The organism is Photobacterium iliopiscarium (assembly GCF_003026395.1).
In the GTDB taxonomy this organism is placed as follows: Bacteria; Pseudomonadota; Gammaproteobacteria; order Enterobacterales; family Vibrionaceae; genus Photobacterium; species Photobacterium iliopiscarium.
Genome location: NZ_PYOO01000005.1, coordinates 172,507 through 196,141 on the forward strand (window position 1 = coordinate 172,507; position 23,635 = coordinate 196,141).

General features: G+C 37.2%; 23 protein-coding genes. 12 read left to right on the forward strand and 11 right to left on the reverse strand.

From position 1 onward, the window contains the following. Positions 1-38: 38 nt before the first annotated feature. Positions 39-395 carry a hypothetical protein gene (locus C9J51_RS10205; RefSeq protein WP_045036905.1) on the reverse strand — a complete coding sequence of 119 codons (357 nt, stop codon included), beginning with the start codon at positions 393-395 and terminating at the stop codon, positions 39-41. A 222-nt stretch (positions 396-617) separates the two neighbouring features. On the opposite strand from C9J51_RS10205, the gene C9J51_RS10210 reads away from it, so the two are divergent. Next, positions 618-3,200 (forward strand): hypothetical protein, encoded by a 2,583-nt coding sequence (locus C9J51_RS10210; RefSeq protein ID WP_107275006.1) that lies wholly within the window; start codon positions 618-620, stop codon positions 3,198-3,200. Positions 3,201-3,285: 85 nt separating this feature from the next. On the opposite strand, the gene C9J51_RS10215 is transcribed toward C9J51_RS10210, so the two are convergent. The 3 genes from C9J51_RS10215 to ppiC form a co-directional block, all read right to left on the reverse strand. Then, positions 3,286-3,756, reverse strand: coding sequence for a hypothetical protein (locus C9J51_RS10215; protein ID WP_045036903.1), 471 nt, complete (start codon positions 3,754-3,756; stop codon positions 3,286-3,288). 125 nt (positions 3,757-3,881) lie between these two features. Continuing rightward, entirely contained in the window at positions 3,882-4,391 is a 510-nt protein-coding gene (locus C9J51_RS10220) for a superoxide dismutase family protein (RefSeq protein ID WP_045040051.1), read from the reverse strand. A gap of 449 nt (positions 4,392-4,840) precedes the next feature. Continuing rightward, a complete protein-coding gene (gene ppiC / locus C9J51_RS10225) occupies positions 4,841-5,122 on the reverse strand; it encodes a peptidylprolyl isomerase PpiC (protein ID WP_045036901.1) in 282 nt (93 codons plus the stop codon). A gap of 262 nt (positions 5,123-5,384) precedes the next feature. Here ppiC and C9J51_RS10230 point away from each other — a divergent pair, with 262 nt between their 5' ends. The 5 genes from C9J51_RS10230 to C9J51_RS10250 all read left to right on the forward strand — a co-directional run bounded on the left by C9J51_RS10230 (position 5,385) and on the right by C9J51_RS10250 (position 9,455). After that, a complete protein-coding gene (locus C9J51_RS10230) occupies positions 5,385-5,675 on the forward strand; it encodes a PepSY domain-containing protein (RefSeq protein WP_244907463.1) in 291 nt (96 codons plus the stop codon). Then, complete coding sequence (locus C9J51_RS10235; protein WP_045036899.1) at positions 5,672-6,331, forward strand: response regulator transcription factor; 660 nt, start codon at positions 5,672-5,674, stop codon at positions 6,329-6,331. Before C9J51_RS10230 ends, C9J51_RS10235 begins: the two co-directional genes overlap by 4 nt. Further along, a complete protein-coding gene (locus tag C9J51_RS10240) occupies positions 6,321-7,658 on the forward strand; it encodes an ATP-binding protein (RefSeq protein ID WP_045036898.1) in 1,338 nt (445 codons plus the stop codon). Before C9J51_RS10235 ends, C9J51_RS10240 begins: the two co-directional genes overlap by 11 nt. A gap of 105 nt (positions 7,659-7,763) precedes the next feature. Continuing rightward, positions 7,764-8,771, forward strand: a complete 1,008-nt coding sequence (gene ltaE, locus C9J51_RS10245; RefSeq protein WP_045040053.1) for a low-specificity L-threonine aldolase — start codon at positions 7,764-7,766, stop codon at positions 8,769-8,771. A gap of 216 nt (positions 8,772-8,987) precedes the next feature. Then, positions 8,988-9,455 (forward strand): hypothetical protein, encoded by a 468-nt coding sequence (locus tag C9J51_RS10250; RefSeq protein ID WP_045040054.1) that lies wholly within the window; start codon positions 8,988-8,990, stop codon positions 9,453-9,455. A 20-nt stretch (positions 9,456-9,475) separates the two neighbouring features. On the opposite strand, the gene C9J51_RS10255 is transcribed toward C9J51_RS10250, so the two are convergent. Further along, entirely contained in the window at positions 9,476-11,182 is a 1,707-nt protein-coding gene (locus tag C9J51_RS10255; RefSeq protein WP_045040055.1) for an SgrR family transcriptional regulator, read from the reverse strand. Between the two features lie 362 nt (positions 11,183-11,544). On the opposite strand from C9J51_RS10255, the gene C9J51_RS10260 reads away from it, so the two are divergent. Further along, positions 11,545-12,285 (forward strand): nitroreductase family protein, encoded by a 741-nt coding sequence (locus C9J51_RS10260; RefSeq protein WP_045040072.1) that lies wholly within the window; start codon positions 11,545-11,547, stop codon positions 12,283-12,285. A gap of 99 nt (positions 12,286-12,384) precedes the next feature. Further along, positions 12,385-12,771: a hypothetical protein gene (locus tag C9J51_RS10265; protein ID WP_045040056.1), complete on the forward strand. Its 387-nt coding sequence runs from the start codon at positions 12,385-12,387 to the stop codon at positions 12,769-12,771. A 170-nt stretch (positions 12,772-12,941) separates the two neighbouring features. Here C9J51_RS10265 and C9J51_RS10270 read toward each other — a convergent pair whose 3' ends face one another. The 5 genes from C9J51_RS10270 to C9J51_RS10290 all read right to left on the reverse strand — a co-directional run bounded on the left by C9J51_RS10270 (position 12,942) and on the right by C9J51_RS10290 (position 17,431). After that, entirely contained in the window at positions 12,942-13,787 is an 846-nt protein-coding gene (locus tag C9J51_RS10270; protein ID WP_045040057.1) for an MBL fold metallo-hydrolase, read from the reverse strand. Between the two features lie 489 nt (positions 13,788-14,276). Then, positions 14,277-15,116 (reverse strand): DUF2971 domain-containing protein, encoded by an 840-nt coding sequence (locus C9J51_RS10275; protein ID WP_045040058.1) that lies wholly within the window; start codon positions 15,114-15,116, stop codon positions 14,277-14,279. Between the two features lie 611 nt (positions 15,117-15,727). Continuing rightward, the gene (locus C9J51_RS10280; RefSeq protein WP_232577248.1) at positions 15,728-16,255 is read right to left on the reverse strand and encodes a hypothetical protein; all 528 of its coding nucleotides are present in this window, start codon (positions 16,253-16,255) and stop codon (positions 15,728-15,730) included. Continuing rightward, the gene (locus C9J51_RS10285; RefSeq protein ID WP_045040059.1) at positions 16,245-16,547 is read right to left on the reverse strand and encodes a hypothetical protein; all 303 of its coding nucleotides are present in this window, start codon (positions 16,545-16,547) and stop codon (positions 16,245-16,247) included. The genes C9J51_RS10280 and C9J51_RS10285 overlap by 11 nt, the downstream gene beginning before the upstream one ends. 452 nt (positions 16,548-16,999) lie before the next feature. After that, a complete protein-coding gene (locus C9J51_RS10290) occupies positions 17,000-17,431 on the reverse strand; it encodes an Ivy family c-type lysozyme inhibitor (protein ID WP_045036755.1) in 432 nt (143 codons plus the stop codon). Between the two features lie 243 nt (positions 17,432-17,674). On the opposite strand from C9J51_RS10290, the gene C9J51_RS10295 reads away from it, so the two are divergent. The 3 genes from C9J51_RS10295 (at position 17,675) to C9J51_RS10305 (ending at position 20,687) form a co-directional block, all read left to right on the forward strand. Then, a complete protein-coding gene (locus C9J51_RS10295; RefSeq protein ID WP_107237285.1) occupies positions 17,675-18,196 on the forward strand; it encodes a hypothetical protein in 522 nt (173 codons plus the stop codon). Positions 18,197-18,388: 192 nt separating this feature from the next. Beyond that, positions 18,389-18,928: a heme NO-binding domain-containing protein gene (locus C9J51_RS10300; protein ID WP_045036757.1), complete on the forward strand. Its 540-nt coding sequence runs from the start codon at positions 18,389-18,391 to the stop codon at positions 18,926-18,928. Between the two features lies 1 nt (position 18,929). Then, the gene (locus tag C9J51_RS10305) at positions 18,930-20,687 is read left to right on the forward strand and encodes an ATP-binding protein (RefSeq protein ID WP_045036758.1); all 1,758 of its coding nucleotides are present in this window, start codon (positions 18,930-18,932) and stop codon (positions 20,685-20,687) included. 45 nt (positions 20,688-20,732) lie between these two features. Here the strand turns inward: C9J51_RS10305 and mrdA are convergent, their stop codons facing one another. Next, the gene (gene mrdA / locus C9J51_RS10310) at positions 20,733-22,709 is read right to left on the reverse strand and encodes a penicillin-binding protein 2 (protein ID WP_107275065.1); all 1,977 of its coding nucleotides are present in this window, start codon (positions 22,707-22,709) and stop codon (positions 20,733-20,735) included. 232 nt (positions 22,710-22,941) lie between these two features. On the opposite strand from mrdA, the gene C9J51_RS10315 reads away from it, so the two are divergent. Then, a complete protein-coding gene (locus C9J51_RS10315) occupies positions 22,942-23,556 on the forward strand; it encodes a 3'-5' exonuclease (RefSeq protein WP_045039326.1) in 615 nt (204 codons plus the stop codon). Positions 23,557-23,635: the final 79 nt, after the last annotated feature.

A 23,635-nucleotide genomic window follows, 5' to 3' on the forward strand; every position in this document is an offset into this window, starting at 1 on the left:
CCTCACAACGTAAAGGTGTTAATTTAAATTTGTATGAATTATTTGTTTTTCTGCTGTGAAATCGGCATTGTATCGTTAATAACTACAGGACCTAAACCATTAACACAACGTTGATAACCTTGCTTCCAACCTTCTACATACTTCATTTTCTCAACCCCCTTCATGTCATCAAGGATCATTTTTGATGGTTGCCATTGATTCTTAAGCGCATCTTTACACCCATCGTTATAGCCATGTTGAATAAATTGCTCACTAAGAGTAAGAACTTTAGCCGTTTGAGTTGCTTCTGTTTTTACCACTGAAGTTGCAGTTGTAGAAGGTGTTGATGTTAAAGCCGCAGTACTACAACCAGATAAAAGTGCAATTACACCAACCATCGCCCATGAATAACGCATATTTTTACCTTACAAATCAAAGTTAGCTATTTAAGCTCATCATACTCCAATATCCCTTAATGGAATATTAATAATAAAACGGCCCGATATATAAAATAATTTAATGACAAATATATGTTTTTATTATACAAAGGCACAGCAAAAAAACGTCACCAGAAATACACAATTATCTTTTTGATAATGACTTAACAGTATTTTATAAATCAACCACTGAGGTTAAGCATGCGCAAAAAATTATTATCTATGGCGATCTTACTTACTGCATCTAGTTCTCTATTTGCTGCTGAAATGTATGATCCAAATAAAAATTACTCAACTAAAGAACAAGTACAATTTAATGGCAATATTTTTGAAGCTCAGTGGTGGGTAAATCAAAATGAATCTCCAGCGACCATTACACAAAACACATGGGAATCACCTTGGGTATTCATTTCAACATCAGAAGCAATAACACCAGAAGACGTTCTACCTTTACCTCCACCAGCAGAAGTTATGCCTGAGATTGAACAAGTAAGTCAGGTTAAATATGTTCAGATCATGAACAAAATGGCTACACAAATGGTTCAACGTGTAAGCGAACTCAAAAAGTATGCTCAGGACCCTGATTTTTATTTTTTCAAAGATGGTAAGAAATTCATTAAAATCAATGATATTGATTATGAAATAGATGCAGAGCATGGCACCCCTATTATTCCATTACGAAACTGGGCAGATGACAGTGCAACCCGTAATCTATTCAGTTTCTTTGACCAAGATTGGGAATTTTCCATGTATGAAGGCGGCGCTGTTGTCGTTAATAAAACATGGGGAAATTATGATTGGGGCAATGGCTGTGTGCTTGAATACTTACCCAATGGTCACCTTGATAGCAACTATGTTTTAAATGAAGCATTTACATGTATGGATGGTTCAGACAAACATGAAAAACCAGATGCTACTTCTATCGCCCCCTATAAATTTGGTGTCGATGTTGCACATTCAAACATGGTTTCAATAGAGCAACTTGGTGACAAACTGATTGTGGCTCAATCGCCATCAGCGGGTGATTCACCAATGGTGGGTATTTACGATACCAAAGCAAATACGACCACAAAAATTTTAGGTATTAGTGAAGCTCAACCTTATAAAGGTCTTGATGATTTACGTAGCCATAAATCACAACTGTTCGTTTCAGCCATTAGTGCCCATGATCGTATAGATGTATTTAATGGTGAGACAAATCAATACCAATACTCTTATGCTGTTCAACATAATGGCAGTGGTAAAATTGCTGTTAATGATCAATATATTTTAGTCGCTGATGCCGATCATATTGCGGTTTACCATAATACTCCAGCAACGCTTGGTGAAACCAAATCAATACAACCTTTTGCTTACTTAGCTTATGCTCATGGTCGCCCTTTTACACTTGAATTTATTGGTTCTAAATTACTTGCCGGTGGTTCACAAGGCTCAGCTGTTTATGATTTAGCCGCACTGTCACAGAATATAACGCTTCAACCAATGCATAAAAACCTTGGTGCGTTTGAATCAATGGATGCTAATGATAACTACATTTTTGTAAAAGAAAATAATGGTCAACATATTGATGCAACGACACGTTTTGCTATGTATGACATTCAGCAATTTATTGCAAATGATTACCAATTTAAAGATGCAGCTAAAGCCGTTTACCTCCTGGATAATTTCTGGGTAAGTGGTCATGATCTAATCGTCAATAATAATGAGATTATTACATTAACTCCGTCTATTATTGAAAGCGTGCCATTAGACAAATTAGATACCCTTGATTTTACACCAAATGCATATGTACCAACGGCTCAACTAGAATTTGATGCCCTACCACAAACAGCCTCTGTACGTAAAATTTTACAAGATGGATTAACTGAAGGTAGTCAATCTATTTCAGCCAAGACTGATTCACTGGTAAATATTCGTTTACTTGATCGTAATACCGTTGAAATCACAAACTTTACTGGAATAGATCTTAGCAATCTAGATCTCGATATTAAAGCTCACAGCCAACATAATTGGGCTCGCTTGGCTAATTTAGATAAATTACCAGCATACACTCGTATTACCCTGCCTATTACGGATCTAAATATAGATAAAAGCTTTAATACTACAGACGGCAGTGGTGTATATAACTACACCGGAATGCTAAGTACGCTGGATGGTCAAGGCAATACTTACGGTCATTATGGCACCCAGCATCTCATTGATTCACGTTTTGCAACAGAAACAAAACATCCGCTATTAGACAAATTAAACAAAATAACGGCGACATGGGATATCTCGTTTACGGATATGTTGCTAGGGTCTACTAATACAGAAACACCTTGGGATGCAAACAGCATCAAGCGCCACATTGAACTTCTCACGAACGTTGCTTATATTGTTTCTAGTGATAGCTTCAAAAATAAGCTGATGAATTATAAAGAAAACTATGGTCATGATTTGTACCTTTATGGCACAACATTTAAAACAAAAGCACAGAAAGAAAGTTTACTTAACAAGACATTAAATTCGAATGGCTTTGTGAACTATCGTCAAACATCTGGATTCCAAAATACATTTAGCTTTGGTAAAAGTGCGGGAACCGTATTTGGTGTCTCTGATAAAGAGTTAGATAAAGTTGAACGCGGTGAAATGCAAGACTTTGCTTTATACCTTGGCGAGCAATTTGGTCAGAATTGGTATCATGACTGCCCGCCAAAGCCTTGTAACTGGACTGAAATTCATTTTGCTAAGCTATTTGTTGATGTTTATAACGAGTTAGATAAAGCGGGTGAATTACCTTACTAATCAACATGATTAATGCGTAAACCGTAATATGACATTCTAGGTTGCGACGTCTTGTCGCAACCTTTTATTCAAAAAAACTAGCGTTCTAGCTGTATTTTCCTCGACTGACCATCATATTATTAATGAGTATTACGACGAAAAGAGCAATGAATGTGACGATAAACGTTGTCACACCATACTGCAAAGATAATGTACAAAGATCCGTCAAAGTAGATGATAATAATTTACCTGAAGAAAACGCCGATAAAACAATAACATTAATAACAGTTAATCCCGTAAATAAACTCATCATAACGAGAGTTTGATAAGACTGTCTTTTAATCGTAAATAGCGGATTAGTTCGCGTTGCTTCAAATAGAAATTTCTGTCCTAAAGAATACGAAACCAATAATAATAAGGTGCAGTAAAATAGAGAGAATCCAAAAATAGAAATTGGATACAGCGCTTTACTTGAGCCTAATAAATATACAAATTTTGCCGATTCTAAAGCACTATAGAAAACAATTGCTGATAATGAGTAAAATACTACCTGACGTATAAGTCGATGCATCTGCATTTTAATTACCTAATAAAACATTAACATAAAACATTTCAGCTAAATATTCCGAATTTAACCTCCTTCAAATGACAGCTACAAAAAAGCGCCGAATCATCAGCGCTTTCTTTAAAAGTCACAGTTTTTTATTTTATCACACCACAAACCATACGTGCACCACCACCACCAAGAGGTTGAGGATGATCTGAATGATTATCCCCCCCTGCATGAATCATGACTGATCGCCCTTTTAAATCAGACAATTTTAATCGTGGTGCTAACACTGACTGCTCTGCATCACCTTTATCATCGACATAAAGAGGCGGTAAATCCCCTAAATGATTATCATCTGCCCATGAATAACCATGCTTATCCGTTTTCATTGGATCATAATGGCCACCAGCCGCACCACCTAAAACAGTTTTGCCCATTTTTTCAGAGGAATCACATGAAGGATTGGTATGCACATGAAAACCATGTAATCCTGTTGGTAAGCCTTTTAAATGTGGTGTAAAAACAACACCATATTTTGTTTGCTCCATCGATATCGTCCCCGCCATAGCTCCAGAGCTAAGATCTGTCATCTTAACCGAGAGATCAGCAGCACTTACGCTAGCAGAAGCTAAAATTAAGGCAGAAAGTAGTATTTTTTTCATGGTTATAATCCTTATAGAAATCCATTTGACGCTTATTTAGTCCATAACTAGACAATACATTATTGGTGGCATTTTTTTACTCATCAAAAGTACCTGTATATAATGAAAATGTATAATAGCGAATGCTTATAAGCTTAATAGGAATTAATAATGAAATTTTTACACGAAAAATAATGCTGCAAATAACGCCTTATAGAGCATATTTATAATGCATTATGGCAACAAAAAGAAAATAATCCCCGCTGCGACGGATTACATCTTAATACCCTCCTCAATGATTCTTCTTATTTATGTCATATGATGTGCCGAATATTAATCACCTTAACGCTATTCTGGTGGTAATTCTCTTATTAATAATAATACCGTCATAATGACAATATTTTTTACGACCTATAAAAAAGGCGCTGAATCATCAGCGCCTTCTTAAAAATCCACAATAATCTGATCGGCTAAGTACGGTATAAAACCTTAATAATATGGTAACCAAATTTTGTCTTAATCGGACCGATTGGCTCTAGCACTTTGCCGCTGAATACAGCTTTATCAAATGCCGGTACCATCGCACCTTTTTTAAACTCACCTAAATCGCCACCTTTTTTACCTGATGGACAAGTAGAATACTTTTTAGCAAGCGTCTGAAATTTAGCACCTTTTTTAAGTTGCTCTAAAATATCGTCTGCTTGTTCTTTATGTTTTACTAGAATATGAAGTGCTGCTGCGGTTGAAGCCATGCTAATAAACCTATTATCGCTATACTAATGAAGGCATTGCTAATGTGATGATTATCGCATTAGTTGGTACAAAATGCTAATGCCTCACGTTATGTTATAACATTGAAAAGATGACAAAATTTAAAGGCTTACAAATTGAAGAATCTATTTATAATGATAGTATTCATTTTCCATTCATGGCGACTTGGTTACAGTTATAAATATGAAAAAACATTGCAAATATTTATATCTAATTGGATTTATCAGTCTTATAAGCTGTCAGGTGTTTGCCTCCCCGACGGCTGATATAGATGAACATCACGATAATGTTATGGATGCCGTAGCTCAAGGACTCATTCAACCGTTTTCTGCACTACAACATAAAGTCCAACAACAGCTATTAGCCCGTATCATTCGCGTCGAATTAGACAAAGATGATGATGAATGGATTTACGAATTAAAGCTTATTGATGATAACAATAATATAATAAAAGTCGAGTATGAAGCCCGTACTCTTAAAATGATAGAAATAAAAGGTCGCCATCTTGAAAGCGTCCTTAAGGTTCCAAAATGAAAATTTTAGTTGTTGAAGATGATGTAACATTAGGCGAACAAGTTGTCGCAGGTTTAGAACAAAACGGTTGGGTTGCAGAACACTCCATAGATGGTATTGATGCACTTTATCGCGCAACATCAGAACCATGGGATGCTATTGTGCTTGATTTAGGCTTACCCAAGCTAGATGGCATTACCGTTTTAAAAGGCATTCGTGAAGAAAACGTTAACTGCCCAGTGGTGATCCTAAGCGCCCGTAATGAGCTAACACAACGTGTCGATGGTTTAAATGCAGGTGCTGATGATTATCTCACCAAGCCATTTCAAATGGTCGAGTTAGTGGCACGCGTACGCGCCCAATTACGCCGTGCAACCGGTAATGTATCACCCGTTATTCAAGCTGGCGATTTAAGCTTAGATACTCGAACCTCAAAAGTAACATGGCAAGATAATGTTGTTGATTTAACCGCGCTTGAATTTAAAGTGCTGTCATATCTCATGCACAATACAGATAAAGTAATTTCTCGTACTGAGCTTGTTGAACATATTTATAAGCAAGATTTCGATCGTGATTCAAATACAATTGAAGTGTTTATTGGTCGTATTCGCCGAAAAATTGGTAATGACGTAATCAAGACAGTACGTGGTCTTGGATATCGTATCAATGCTAGTTAGCCTACCCAAAAATCGTCAACCCAGTATTCGTAACCGACTGCTTATTGCTGCGGCAGTCTGGTTATTGGCGATCACATTATCAGCGGGTTATCTTGTTCCTTCTTTTATCAAGACCTATTTAATTGAACAAGAAAAGTCACAGTTATACCTTTATATGGATCAAATTACGGCCCAAGTCGATATTGATAAACACGGTCAATTGTTTGTTGATGGTCGCCTATCAAACCCTCGCTTTAATTTTCCATACAGTGGCTTATATTGGTCATTAAAGCTCAATAACCAAGTATTACGCTCGCGCTCATTATGGGATACCACCATAAGAGGCAATGCTAAAAAAGGCTTTGAAGGCCCTAATAATCAATCATTAATTGTAGTAAAACGTAAATTCAGCTTGCCTGACAGTGACTACCCTATCGAATTATCAGTCGCCGTAAATCAAGACAAGCTCCTTAAAACACTACAACAATTGACCCATGGTTTATGGATTATTCTTATTATCATGGCGATTGGTATTTTAGTACTAACCACCTTACAAGTAAGCTGGTCATTATGGCCATTACGTAAACTGCGTAAAAACCTTATTGAAGTACGTGAAGGTCACTCTACCGAGTTAACAGGGCTTTATCCTGTAGAGATTCAACCTGTAATAGATGATCTCAATGCACTACTGTTTCACTATCAAGAACTGCTGCTGCGTGCAAGAAACCACTCGGGCAATTTATCACATGCGTTAAAAACCCCGATTGCGATTTTAAATAATGAAGTATCGTTATTAGACCCAACCACACAGGCTAAACTAGCTCCTGCACTACAACAATTACAACAGCATATTGATTACCATTTAGGGCGTGCGCGAATGGCGGGAGCGATAAATATTCTCGCGACCAAAACAGCGATATCACACCGCATTGATGCCATCTCATTAGCGATGGATAAAGTTTATGCCCATCGAGGTGTTGTGCTAGTCAATGAGCTTGATAGTGATGTGGTGATTGCGGTTGAAAAAAGCGACTTAGATGAAATGATCGGTAACTTAATCGAAAATAGCTATAAATGGGCGAACAATTTGATTCGTGTGTATCAAGAATCGATTGTCGATGGTCATATTGTATTAGTGATTGAAGATGATGGACCGGGTATCGCACATGAAAAATGCAAGCAAGTGCTAAAACGTGGTGTACGATTAGATGAAAACACCCCAGGCACAGGGCTTGGCCTTAATATCGTTAATGAACTAGTACATAGTTACCGTGGTGATTTAGTCTTAACGAGCAGTGCTCTTGGTGGCTTAAAAGCGATGTTATATCTACCGATTCCTCGTAAATAAAGCTTAGCTATTAATAACTAACTCTAAAATAACGATTGCTATCGATCATTCAAATCGCGCAGTGATATATTAAAAAAAAACACAACAAAGGAAGATTAAAAATAAATGATAGATTTCCGCTCAGATACAGTCACTCGCCCATCAGACAAAATGCGTCAAGTAATGGCAGCAGCCCTTGTCGGTGATGATGTTTATGGCGATGACACAACCGTTAATGATTTAGAGTTGTGGGCTGCAGAACGTCATGGTTTTGAAGCAGCTATTTATTGCACATCAGGCACACAAGCAAACTTACTGGCATTGATGGCGCATTGTGAACGTGGCGATGAATACCTTTGTGGTCAGCAAGCACATAACTATAAGTTTGAAGGCGGCGGCGCGGCAATATTAGGCTCAATTCAGCCACAACCATTAGAAAATGATGCCGATGGTAGTATTCCATTTTCAAAACTAACGGCTGCAATTAAGCCATTAGATCCACACTTTGCACGAACTAAACTGCTTAGTCTTGAAAACACCATTAATGGTAAAGTATTGCCACTAGAATACATTCAGCAAGCACGTGAGTTTGTTAATCAACACGGCTTACAAATGCACCTTGATGGCGCGCGTGTTTATAATGCCGCTGTTGCCATGAACGTAGATATTACAGAAATTGTAAAATACTTTGATTCATTTACAATTTGTTTATCTAAAGGCTTAGGTGCGCCTGTTGGTTCTTTATTACTTGGTGATAAAACCTTAATTGCCAAAGCCCGTCGCTGGCGTAAAGTGCTGGGTGGTGGTATGCGCCAAGCGGGTATTATTGCCGCTGCGGGTAAATTAGCATTAACTGAAAATGTTGAGCGTCTTGCTGACGATCACCACAACGCACGTTACTTAGCAGAGCAGTTAAATACGGTTGACGGTTTTAGCGTAAACCTACAACATATCCAAACCAATATGGCGTTTGCGAAGGTCGATCAACACATTGATCAAACCCAACTGATCGCAACCCTAAAACAGCAAGATATTTTGATCAGTGGCGGCAATCCAATGCGCTTCGTTACTCATCTAGATATCACAACAGCAGATATTGACACCTTTATTGCAGCACTAAAAAGCGCATTATAATAGCCAGTTAATTCGCTGACAAAAACGAATAGCCCATACACGCATAAGTGGATATGGGCTTTATTTAAATGTTAGAAATACGTCACATCCAAGCAAAAAAACACCAAAATCACCCCTCTTGTTTACTATCTTAAACTACGCTTATAACTAGTATCAATAATAGATAAAAACACCATATAAGCTGATGCTTCAAGTTACTAAACAAGGATAAATTATATGGATGATTTACAGCTATGGATCGCCACCATAAAGACATGGTACCGTAAAGATAATCCTCACAATATTGAGCCTCTTATCGCGATCATTAGCGCCACGCCAGCGCGTTTATTTACCGCGCCAGATCTAAACCTAAATAAACAAAATAATCATAACTATGAAGAAGCATTGGCTTATTGGCTTGATGGGTGTCAAAAAATCAGCCAGTTTCATCGCCAACAACAACCAGAGCTCGCCTTTACTTATCTCCAATTACCTTATGCCAAGTTACAAGCACTTATCTGTGATCCACAACAAGGTGCAACCACAAAACGCTGGGGATTAAAAAAGCTCGATAGCATCATTGTTAAGTTATTAGAATTTTGCCAATGCCAGCAACCGCAACACTGGCAACAACAACGTCGTGATTTGATCGATCTGCATGTCATCTTCATGGCAGCACAACAACATCTTAACCTTAGATATTAGTACCATGACAACTATAATAACTACGATGACTGAGGCTTACTCCATACCGATTTAAAATCAAACCACCCGAGTAAGTTCGACTCCATTCCTTGCAGTTGTACGTTATCATCAACGCCTAACCAGTTATGGAAGAGCGGAATAATTTGCCCTGTTTGCGATAATGTTTCACCAATAATATCACCGGGAAACTTGGTAGTTGACGTTGAGCGCCATTCACTGATCACTTGCTGTAATTGCTTAAATTCATCACTCGGCATTACGCGCTGAATATGATTGAAATTATGCAACCACGCTAGAATAGCATCACTCCGATTGCTTCCCAAACTCATGCCATTTAGCCAGATATCAATCTTTTCAGCGTGCTTTCCTAGAACGATATCTTCATAGCTTAATTCCATTATATTTAGCCGAATACCATCTTTCATCAGGATTTTTTCAATCAAAGAGGCAACATACGGATAAATAGGATGTTCATGTTGGTAAGCCAGTGTCACTACTCTTTTATGCGGCATAACAACAGGTTCAGGCACTTGTTGAGTATGGATCCAACCAGGTAATAACCCATAAGCATTAAATAACTTAAAATCCCCCACCTGTGTTAAATCCATCTCACGCATCACATTTAAACTATATAACCGTGATTGAAAATAACGCAGCCATTGTGGATCTTGCGCTAAACCAGAAATACGATTCAACAATAAGAAGGTACAGCCTTGATCCATGGATAAGCGCGATGAAATATGAACATGTTGCTCAAGTTTATCCCCCAAGGTCGGTTGTAAATAACACGCAGCAAAATGATTTAATATCCACACTTCAACCACATCACTTAACGCTCTAAAACCAAAATAATGCTCAAAGGCTTCAAGTTTAAACCGCTGCTTATCATTAACCGCCACTTTATAAGGGCCAGTGCCTATCGGGAAAATATTATAATCAGAGATCAAAGCATGATTAGCAGGCTGGATCATCGCGCAAATATTGGCTAATAAATCAGGAAAGCGATAATCATCTTGAGATAAATGAAAATCAATAATATTAATAAACGGTGACGACACTTTATCGATATGTGCAAATAAAGCTAGCTGCTTCACTTCTGAAAACGTCGCAAAAATATCATTACTATCAAGCAATCGACCATCATGAAATCGAATCGCTGGTCGTAAATAAAAGCGCCAATGCCGTGGTGTTATCGCTTCCCAAGCATGGGCAATATCGCCAATAACCGTTTCTTGTTCCCCTTTTTCCTCTTTTAGCTGCGTTAGACCACTAAAAATTTGCCTTACAAGATGCTGTTCAGAACGACGTAATGGCTTTAGCGGTGTGATATTTTCAAAGCTACGATAATAAGGTAAACGGACAATTTGCTTGCCTTGATGATGTGAAATACCTAATTGTTCTTGAATCAACTGTACCAATTTTTCAGCATTATTATCCAAGGCCACCAAAGCGGGCTCTAACTTACCATCAGCCACTAACTTACGGGCATGGTGAAGCTGTAACTCGCTGTCTGTATTATTAAAAATAAGTCGCGACTGTTTACCTCGGCCAACAGCGGGTTGCCAGTCAACCCAACCTTTCTCGACCATCTTATTGATCACCATTCGCACGTTACGGCGCGTACAAAACAGAACTTCAGAGATATCTTGCAGGTTAGTCTCAGTGCAATCACCACCAAAGTGATTGTACAAACGTTGAAATTGCAATTTAAGCCGTTGACCACTCATAAAAAGGGGAACCTTATTTATCGATTTATACTCTTTTAACTTTTCTACTTTAACTTAAAATAGAGCATGTCAAAACAAAAACGTATCATCACAGAGCAAAATTACGCATGTTAACTCTGTGGCGTTTAATGTATTGACAAGGTTAATGAACATTGTCTGCAATGTGTTCCCCCAAACCATTGTGACTCCTGAGTGATCATTAATAACACTGGTTGATATAAGCATTTTATTATATCAGCCAGTCTTTCCTCTTTTCTTACATCAAACTCTGTCATGCGACACAAACATAACGACAGAAGTTGCTTATTGAATCGAATATAGGTAAAAACATAACCCTCTATTTCTTAAAACCCATTATCATCATGCCTGAATCTATTTCTCAACCTTACGATTTTTCCTCTTTAGTTCACAGTCGCCGTTCGGTACGTAAATATGATTTAACGGCCGAGTTTGATCATCAAGCAGTTGCTCGCGCATTAGAATTAGCCGCCCTTTCACCCAACAGTTCCAATATGCAATTATGGCAGTTCCACCGTGTGATTAATGATAACAAACGCCAGCAATTAGCCACACTTTGCATGGATCAAAATGCTGCTAAGACTGCAAATGAACTAGTCGCATTTGTGATCACTCCCGATAAATGGCAACAGCGCACACGCATTAATGCTGCCCACATTCGAGAAATGTTTAAAGGCCGTGATGATAAAGCCTCTAAACGCGCCCTTAAATATTATGAAAAGCTGATCCCGTTTGTGTATCGTAATGACCGATTTGGTCTTTTGGGCTTAGGTCGTCGCTTAATCTGTGCATTTTTAGGCAGAAACAAGCCAATGATGCGTGAAGTGAGTAAAGCCGATTTACGGGTTTGTTTGCACAAAAGCAGTTCACTGGCAGCAATGACATTTATGATGGCAATGCGTGCAGAAGGCTATGACACGTGTCCAATGGAAGGATTTGACTCTAAACGCGCAAAAGCCTTACTTGGCCTTAAAAGCAGCGATGAAATCACCATGATTGTTAGCTGTGGCAAGCGCACAGAAGAAGGTATTTATGGCGAGCGTCAACGGGTTGATAATCAAGAGATCATCATTACGCATGCTTGATAGTTTGACTCATCGAATACACAAGCAATAAAATACAAAAGCGTATGGCATTAATGTTCTGTTATATGCGCTATCCCTTGGTTAGTAAGAGTAATTCAAATGTCTAATGTCGTTCAGCTTTCTATGTTCAGTCAGAATAAAAAAACGAACACTCCCCCACAAGCCAAATCATCAAGCCCTAAAGCTTTAAGAGAACAGGCTGTATTAAAACAACAAAATTGTTGTTACTTTTGTGGCACACGTAAAGAAACTAAAGATCTTAACTGGCTTAATCAGGTTGGTTTTAAACAAAAAGCGCATGTTGTCTGTGGTAGCTGTAGCTCTGATGCTAAATCACGCCCAATGGATGAACTGCGAATAATTCTGGCACTCAAGGCAATGGATTTTAGAACCATTAAGATTCAACAATATCTAGAGTTAAGAGAGAAAGGTATTCATATAGATGGCGTTCGTGATTACAAGTTCTACTTTGAAACTATTGAGTGATGATAAGCTAGAAAAACGCTAACAAAAATAATGGCATTAATGCGTAGTAATTAAAAAATATAATTATAAATCAATAAATTAAACTGATGGGTTCACGCAAAAGATAACGTTCGATATGAACAGGTATCAACTACGCGACACATGTTGTTATCTGTTAAGCCTTTCTAACGTTAGATAGTAAGACTACGACCGGTTGGAAAGTATTCTAAGCGATCACCAAGCACGCCTTTCAAAATATGATAGGCTTTCATTCCGGTACAGTGACCTGTATACAACTTATCTATTGGATAATTTAAGATAGATTCACCAATTTCTTCTATCTGCTTTTTAGTTCCACCAATACTATTAAATAATGGTAATCCGACCAAGTGAAAGCCACCAACAACCGCTTTGATTTTTGTATTTGGAAAATGACTAATTGCAGTATCTATCATATTTAGAACACCACTGTGAGCACAGCCAGTAAACACGATAAGTCCGTCACTTTCTTTAACCACAAGTAATAATTCATGATCAAAGTTATCAGGTTTACAACACCCATCAGATTTAGTAAAAAGGTATTTATTACCCTTTGGTTTCGCATATTTATTACTTAAATCAGTGATAACGAAAATATTAGATGAAATCTCAGTCATTTGATTAACAAAGGTTAGTCGATTAGCACCTTTGACCAATAACTGTTTATCCATACCAATATTGCTTTTAAAGCCAAATGTTTTAAACAAATAATTGGTTTCTTCGCATTCACGAAAATAGACCTGAGCTTTCGAGTTACGATCTAAAAAGTGACTAACTCCGTTGCAATGATCATGATGACGATGTGAAATAATAGTTGCGTCTACATTGTTAATATCAACATTCAATAATGTTGCATTATCACAAAAAGCTTCACTGCTTCCGGCATCAAATAATATACTTTTCCCCATAACGCTTGCGTGAATAGATAGCCCTCTTTCTATCGCTAGGTCTGTTCGATTATTCAATCTTGTATTATCAATTAAAGATGTCAATATCATAAAAGAATTACCTATCAATATAAATTTGAGCCTTAACTCTTAACGCCTGCATACGTTTACTACCTTGCAACTATACTTAATATTGACGCCTTAAAATGAGAAACACTCACCAGACTGAGATTACCAAGTGTAGTAAATCGGGTTGATACATTTGTTGAACGAACAACACATTACCCACCTAACTCTACAAGATAAACGTCCTGCCACTATTGATGGTTCTGTAATTGAAAATAACGATCGTTGATTTATGCGTTATGGTAAAGAATAACTCTGGTTATTATACGTCATCTCGGAAGTTGAGGAACGAAGCTATCCGTGATCTACTCAAGGGGAGTTTGAGCCTTGAAGAAATCAATGCATTCAATTAATTGGCTCACGCCAAGGATAACGCTCGACTTCTTTCAGCATCCTTGATGACATTCGTAATATTTGCTTGGGCTTGTCCAACACTTGAATAGGTGTCGGCTGCGGGACACATATCCTTATCTGTTAGCTTTCTTTTGACCAATTCAAAAGGACGTATGCATGGTGTTCCCAATGTAATTTTTTACACGGCACATTTAACTCCTTTGCTAATTTTTGAATTGTTGGCTTATAAACGTAAGGAAAAGCATCCCCTAAAATAATAGAGTGAATACATGTATTAAGGTCTATATAAATAAACTCTGAATCATCTATTTTTTCAATGTTTATAGCTACAACTCTAAACTCATTCTCATCTTTATAATCTGGTTGTTTGGTAAAGAGCAAAGACTGACTAAACTCTTTTATAAAACTTAAAGCTATATCACCGCTCTTAGATTCATCAAGTACTGGAGCATCGACATCTAAACATGGAATATTTGATTCTAAACTAGGCTCTTCATAAGCTACATTGCTTGATTTTAAAACATGAGTTCTTCGATATTGATCTTTTAACTGTTTTAAAAATTTCGATTTAGAAATAACGATGCAAATACCTCTATGGTTATCACCATATTGAGACCACATTCTCGATTTGAGTAATCCATGTGTAGATAGTTTATTATCAACAAATGAGCTTTGACAAAAAGAAATGAATTTTGTCTCTTTTCTTAAAAATTCGTCAATTAAATTTGTAACTTCTGATACTTTATCGTTATGGCGATCTTCCCAACCCCACCCAATTGCTCCTGTTAATTTTTGTTTATACTCTTGAGGATCATTAGTACCAGAAAGAGTCCCGAACCTAAGAGTTCGATCATTCAAAATATTTTCAATTGCAGTATCTTTTTTAGTAAAATGAAATAATGCGTCTTTAGACGATAAGAACTCCATTTCAGAATCTGTTTTATTATATGGGAATTTCAATTTATATCTCCTTGAGAGCTAACAACTTATTATATTAACAACTTGCCCGAATTTGTTCTTTGAACATCCGCCCGTATTTATCTTTTCATAATATAAAAAACATTATAAATCAGATTCATTTCACTTATTAATCCCAATAATAATCACAAAATCGGGCACTGACCTGTTAGTTTCTGGATTTTCTACTAATGATGAATATAAGAATATTTGGCAATAGTATATTTAGTTTGAAAACTCAACGCGCTGTGAATAGATTCCCTATCGCCCTCGCGGGCATTCACTGTAGGGAATGACGGGGTTTGGTATACACTCAGCCCATTATTCATCATCTCGAAAGTTGAAGAACGAAGCTATCCGTGATCTATTCACCACGTGATCGAGCCTAAAAGACGTCAGCAAAAGTAATAAGGATAATGGCATTAACGCGTAATAATTAAAGAGGCTCTAATTATAAATCAATAAATAAAATTGATGGATTCACGCAAAAGATAACGCTCGACATCTTTGCAGCATCACCCTCATGACATTCGCAATATTTACTTATATAAAGTGGCTTGGGCTTGTCCAACACTTCGAATAGGTGTCAGCTGCGCGATACATATCCTTATTTGTTAGCTTTTTTGGGCTACATACTTTGCGTGAATATCGAGGACAAACGGCTCCACTAAAGCTATACATCGGTCTAGATCATCATCCGTTATATCTACTTTATCACCATCTAAGGTATGACCATTTCGATGCACAAGGTCATGGCGTAATTCAAGTTGCTTTAATAACTCTCTGCTGATATTGAAACGAATGCCAAGCACTTTTTTATAATACATTTCAACATCATTAAGCCGATGCCATACCAATGCTTTCATTGAATGTATCAAATACTCATCAATAGGATTGTTTAAAGCAAAAGGAACCGTCACGGTAGCAGAACGAAATTTATCATGGCTTGCTAGTTTTCGGAGTGATTCAGGAGAATTAGTAATTTCAAAAATGAACAAGTTTGAAAGATACTGTTCCATTAAACTTATAACGTTCGAAAAATACAATTGGTTGTGAAAGCTATCACGACTTTGGGCTCTTATTTGCGTAAGTCCTTCAGTGAAAGTATTGAGATATACATCAAATGCAGCATCAGAACTCATTAGCATGGTACTCCACTCTAATTTGCTCTTTTAACGTTCCATCCTCTGTCTCAACGTCTAACGTCCAATCAACGCCAACATTGGAAGACCAGATATTAATGTTAAACTTATTACCTTTCTCATCTTCAAACGAATCATAGTTTTCGCTCACACTGTCCCTATAACGATCTACCATAAAGTTAGGAGATGGTACGCTAACAACCGTAATCTCTTCAGAACCGCGATAAATAAGTAAATAGCCACCTGAAATGGGTGGCATACAATCATTACCTTCTAACGTAAACTTCATCATCTTATTTCTCAAAATACAAATATGTCTCGATTATAACAGCATAGTTTTAGGCTTACACCTTCAGAAAGCTAACAACTTGCCCGAATTTGTTCTTTGAACGCGCACCCGTATTTATCTTTTAATAATATAAAAAACATTATAAATCAGATACATTTTCACTTATCAATCCCAATAATAATCATAAAATCGGGCACTGACCTGTTAGTTTCCGTTTTTTTACTCTACAACGCGCTGATAGTAGATTCCCTATCTCGTTCGTAACCTCACTGTAGGGAATGACGGGGTGAGTTGGGTATTCACTAGCAGGAATGTTTATGTTTCACCACAGAGATACAGGATACCCATATCTATACGATTCAATAAAGATTTCAGCTTATGGTGAACATACAGAGCCCACAGTACAAGACTGAGCGCTCTATTTCTGATAGCCACTAATTGTAGCGCGGTGATTTTTATTGCCAGTTGGGATTTTGGCTCAAGGCTTGTGTGAATACACTTTTTACTTGCTGATCTGGCTGACCAATATATTGATATGTTGCGTAAATACTTGGGGTATTCAATGCGTCAGGCACATCTTTTACATGCACAATCATTGAATATTTTTTATTATTATCTGCCGTTAAGGTGATCATAAAATCACTGGCACAATCATGAGGTTTACAAAAAGAAACCGCATCATAAGTATGACCGCCCATGACAATGGCTTCTAATGGCGAAGTCACGGTATTGTCTTTGATCCAATCAGGAAGTTGCTTTTCAACACTCGCAATTGATTGAACTGCATTTACTGCCGTCGCTTTTGCCTCTGTTTGAGGTGATGTATGCGAAAAATCACATCCAGCCAGCATAACACTCATCGCAGCCACTAATACCAATTTTTTCATTCTTACTCTGATACCTAATAGTTAGGTTTATAATTAAAATATAAGTTATCAACATCATATAGCGATATTATAGCTAACAACCATTACTTTATTCTTTTACATGCGCATTAAATCTCTATAGTGCATACTTTGTTCAATCACAGAGCAATACAACGAACGACTTTATCGAAAACAATCGAATAGCATACCTTATTCTCGTAATTTAGGTTATGGTATCGGCAATTGAATAAAAGAAGTGATGATATGCCACTAATTACAGAAAAACTGATTACTTTAAAAAACGCGTGGATGGCTAGCCATGTTACTGATGCTGAATTTCCAACCCCATTAAGTGAACAAGGTTTACATCTGTATCAACTCGCACACTCAGAACTGTCTACACAGATTATCGACTCAATTATCTCCCCAACTGAATCATCATTAACATTCTATCCGGTTGATTGTCATCCCCTCACTATCCGTTATGCATTGGTTTATTCAAGCTATTGGCAACAAGAAGATCAACAACAAGCTATTGTTGAATATCTGACTCAGATTATGTTTGAAGCAGAGACAAATGCACAACTGTATGTAGGTTTTTATAACGGTAAACCCGCAGCAACAGGGATGATTTACACTGATGTTAACGATGATAAAAAAGTATCTTTAGTCAGTGATATACATGCATTACCACTACCAAACCAAAACCAACTGATGCAAGACATGGAGCAATATTTATTAGATGTTGCCCAACAAATATCATCAACAGTTGTACTTCAAAAATAATATTATTTATCAAGATGTAATAATATTGCATCTTGATATTTTTATTGCCAATCTCTCAAAAATACAATCTTCTTCACGTCTATTTTTGACGAACCAATAAACTCTGCCATAATTACTAATACAATTTAACCTATAGTGATTAGTTGCATAGCTACAGTGCTGAATGCGCGCGATTGGATAATAAGGATTGATATGAAAGGGATTATTTTTACTGAATTTATTACGATTGTAGAAACACAATTTGGTTTAGAAATAAGTCAAAAAATGTTTGATCATGCTAATGATGCTGGTGTTTATACCGCTGTTGGCAGTTATGATCATCGTCAGTTGATTAAATTAATCATGAGCTTAAGCCATATCACTAACATTCCGGCACAAGAGCTACAGCAAACTTATGGCCGATTAGTTTTTCCTTCATTATTACAAGCCCTACCCATTCCTGATATTGAAAGTGATGATACTTTCAGCTTTATTGAAAAAGTCGAGCGGCATATTCATATTGAAGTCAAAAAACTCTATCCTGATGTAACACCGCCTAAATTCACATTTAGTAATCAAACACAATCAACCATGATCTTAGATTATCATTCAGCGCGTTGTATGGGGTACGTTTGTATGGGCGTATTAGAAGGCTGTGCTAATTATTTTAATCAGTCATTAACCATCGCAATGCAACCGATGAATGCTTCACAAAGTCATGTCCGATTTTCATTAACACTCACTGGTGACTAACATGGATGCCAATCGCCATATTATGTTATTAGAACGCAAACTAGAGCGAGAACATGCTTCGCGTATTATGGCTGAAAAATTATTAGAGATGAAAAGTCGTGAACTTTTTGAAACTAATAGTGTATTAGAAATATCTTTAGAAAAATTACGCTTACAGGCAGAGTTAGATTCCGCACAACTCGCCTATCAAACAAAAATTGAAAATTTACTCCTTACCTATGCACGGCTATTTCTAAAACAAGCACCTTGTCGTGATAATATTCAGCAATTAATCGAAAGCCTCATTGATGGTTACTACATTACTGCCTGTTATATTTCCATCATGCCCATTGAAAACATTACGATTAGTGGTGATTATTGCAGTGGCCGCGAACAAATATGGCTTCCACCCGCAGAGCTTAAAAATCAAATTTCGTTATGGGATCCAACCACTAATCTTTATTGGACGGCATTAATTAATAACAACGATATTGTGGGATATTTTGCCGCCAGAATATCAGCCCCTATCAATAGAATTACTATTATTCAGCAGCATCTAGCGCTTTTTTGTGAGTTATTTCGTTCTGCTATTGGACGTCAAATCACACTAAGCCGCGCAATTCATGCCCGTCAACGTGCTGAGGATTCAGAACAATCAACCCGTGATTTTTTGGCGATGATTAACCATGAATTACGTACTCCCCTTAATGGTTTATTAGGGACTGCCGAGCTATTACAAGACACAGAATTAAATGCCAACCAAAATAAATTATTAACCACATTAAATCATTCCGGCGAACTACTTCGCGCTATTATTAACGACTTACTTGATTACAGTAAAATAAATGCTGGCATGTTAGAGCTAATAGAAAAGCCTTTTGATAGCCATTTATTAGTCACTAAATTAAGGGATATATTTTCTCATCGTGCGTTAGAAAAACGGTTAGATTTTACCATTGATTATGATACTGATATTCCACGCTCAATTAATGCCGATGAAGATCGCCTTAAACAAATCTACGTTAACCTTATTGCTAATGCGATAAAATTTACCCATCAAGGATTTGTACGTGCAAAATTTAGTTGGCAGAATAATCGTCTGATATTTACCGTAGAAGACAGTGGTTGTGGTATTGAACAACAGCAACAACATAAATTATTTAAACCGTTTAGTCAGATCGATATATCAAGTAAGCGTAGCCATGAAGGTACTGGATTAGGACTGGCAATCTGTAAACAATTATGTGAACAAATGGACGGTAATATTACGTTATCGAGTGAGCCTAAAAAAGGAACTACGTTTTCAGTATCACTGCCATTAACAATAAGTACACGTGACGAAACACTCTCTAATCATCCACCGATCACACACGAAGCATTACAAAAATTAAATATTTTGGTCGTGGAAGATTTAAAAACAAACCAAATGATCATTCAACTAATGCTTCAAAAACATAATATTAATGTCACTATCGTTGATAATGGTCAGGCGGCGTTAGATATCATTGCCAACCAACCTTTTGACATTGTACTGATGGATTGTCGTATGCCGATTATGGATGGATATTGTGCCACCAAAATTTTACGTCAACAACAGTTCACCAAACCTATTATTGCATTAACGGCAGGTACAACAACCGCCGAGCGAGAAGCATGTATTAACGCTGGTATGGACGATATTTTATGTAAACCTTACATGGCCTCTGAATTACTCGCGATGCTAAACGAATGGTTTAATAGCTCGCATCAATCTCATTTTAGCCGTGAGTCAAAGACTTAACATCACGGCTAAACGATTCTATTACCGATTAATACTCATTCGTCATCATGGTTTTTTAGTTTGGGGCGAGTGTAACCCCGCAAGTGATGGTGATGGCTGTTGTACTAACTCATCAGACTGAGGATGTAATGTCGGTTTCAGCAAAACATACTCCATAATATCTCGCGCAAACGGAGCAGCATGCCAACCCCAACCACCATGTTCTAACACTACAGTCACTAAAATAGTGGGATCATTAGCAGGAGCAAAACCCGTAAATAAAGCGTGATCTTTAAAATGCTCAGCAACCTCATTCGAGTTGTAATGTTCAGTATCCTTCATTGAATAGACCTGACTTGTGCCTGTTTTACCCGCAACTTGAAATGGCATATTTTGAAACATTCGACTAGCCGTTCCTTTTTCAACAACAAGCTCCATGCCCTTTTTAATGATCGCCCAATCTTTTTGAGGTACTGAGGTCAGAGGTTTAAAATCAGCAAAAGTAACCGGTTGCTGAACCTTACCATCAATGATGTCTTTTAATAAATGAGGACGATGCTCAATGCCGTCTTCTGCTATAACTGAGGTCGCTTTCGCTATCTGTATTGGAGTTGCTGTCCAGTAACCTTGACCAATCCCTAATGGTACTGTGTCACCTTGCATCCACTGGTGATGAAAACGTGCCATTTTCCATGCTCGTGTTGGCATAATACCAGTTGAATCTTCATCGATATCAATACCCGAGTGTTGACCATATCCAAATTTAGTCATCCACATTGATAATCGATCAATGCCTAAATCATAAGCCACTTGATAAAAATAGGTATTCACTGATTTTTCAATCGCTTTATAGATATCAACATTGGCAAAGCCTTGCTTTCTATCATCTCTAAACTTACGACTTTTACTATTAGGAATACGCCACCAGCCATGGTTATTACGCACCGTATGTACCGTGATCACCCCGGTTGTTAAACCCGCAGCAGCAAGTTCAGGTTTTACAGTTGAACCCGGTGGATATAAACCCAATGTGGCACGATTGATCAGTGGTCGCGCAGGATCATTCAATAATGCGGCATAAGCTTTTGATGAAATGCCATTAACAAACAAATTCGGGTTATAACTTGGGCTTGAAACCATGGCTAAAATCGCCCCATTTTTTGGGTTCATTGCCACGATAGCGCCTCGACGAACTTTCGTTACTATCAAGCCTGTTATTGGATCTTGCTGTTGCAATGTCAGTAATTTTTGCGAATAAAGCTGTAAGTTAATATCAATCGTTAACTTTAAATCTTTGCCCGCAACAGGAGGAACATAAGACACAGTACGAACAACGCGACCATGACTATTTACTTCAACTGTTTCATAGCCAGTTTTACCATGAAGAAGATTTTCATAGTAATGTTCAATGCCTAACTTACCAATAGTACGGGTTGCTTTATAATTTTCGTATTCACCGCTCTTTTTTAAGGCTGCAATATCACGATCATTAATTTTTCCAACATAACCTAATAGATGTGTTAATGCAGCACCATAAGGATAATAACGCTCAAGATGCGCATCAACATTCACCCCTGGATATTGAAATTCATTAACGGAAAAGACCGCCACTTGTTTATTATTCATCTGCGCAATAAGCGTAACAGGCTTAAATGCCGCTAGTTGAGATTTCGCTTTATTAAAGGCTGCGATCTCTTTATCTGATATACCTAACAACGACTGAAGCTGAAGCAATACTTGAGGTAAATTTTTGACTTGATAAGGAATAATTTCCAAAGAACAAACTGGAATATTATCCGCTAATATCACCCCATTACGATCATAAATCCGACCACGATTAGGCGCAACAGCAATGAGTTTAATACTGTTATTATGAGATCGTGCTTTATATTCACTGTAATCTTGAACTTGTAAATGATAAAGATTAGCAATTAACACACACGTTAAAATGAGAATACCAATAAAAGCTTGAATGGCTCGTCGAATAAATAAATCTTTTTCTTGTTTATGATCGCGAATCTGACGGGAGTATTTTTTTTTCATATAACGTTTAATTGACTCATAATCGGGGCGATAATTCGCCAATCATCAAATAATAACACCGTATTGATTCTTTCATAGAATACAATATGCCATTTAAATTTAAACACGATAAAAAACAAGCGTATTTGCCGAAAAATTCAGCATTAAAAGTGGTATAAAATTGACTGGTTACAATTTACAACTGAATGGATAACGCTACAATACGACTACTATTACCGTTAAAGATTTAAAAATGATCAATTCTCGTTCTGCAAATAGCGTTATCGTACTCGACTTTGAAACCACAGGCTTATCACCCGCTCAAGGTGATCGAGCCATTGAGATTGGTGCGGTTAAACTTGAAGATGGTCAGGTAGTCGCGCATTTTCAACAATTAATGAACCCCGGCTTTCGTGTCAGTAGTTTTATAGAGAACTATACTGGCATTAGTAATAATATGCTTCGCACTGCCCCTTGCTGTGAAAGTGTCATGGCTGAGTTTGCCGATTTTATTGGCGATGCTAACCTTGTTGCACACAATGCTTCTTTTGATCAACGTTTTCTTACGGCTGAATTAGATATGATTGGTCGTCAATACCGTGAACAATTTGCCTGTTCTATGCTAATTGCACGACGTTTATACCAACACGCACCCAACCACAAACTGGGTACTTTAGTCGAATATAAGCATATTCGCCATGATGGTGTTTTTCACCGAGCATTAGCGGATTCTGAAATGACAGCCCGATTATGGCTAACAATGATTGATGATATTAAACAGCAATATGGTATTAATGACGTACCATTTTCATTAATGCAAAAATTTGCTAAAACACCGAAAGCAAATATTAATAAATTATTCTGTTAACTGGCTTGCATTGGCTCACTCTAAAAGCAGCACTGTTATTACCCTCTCACTCTGGTATGCTATATATCAATAATTTAGC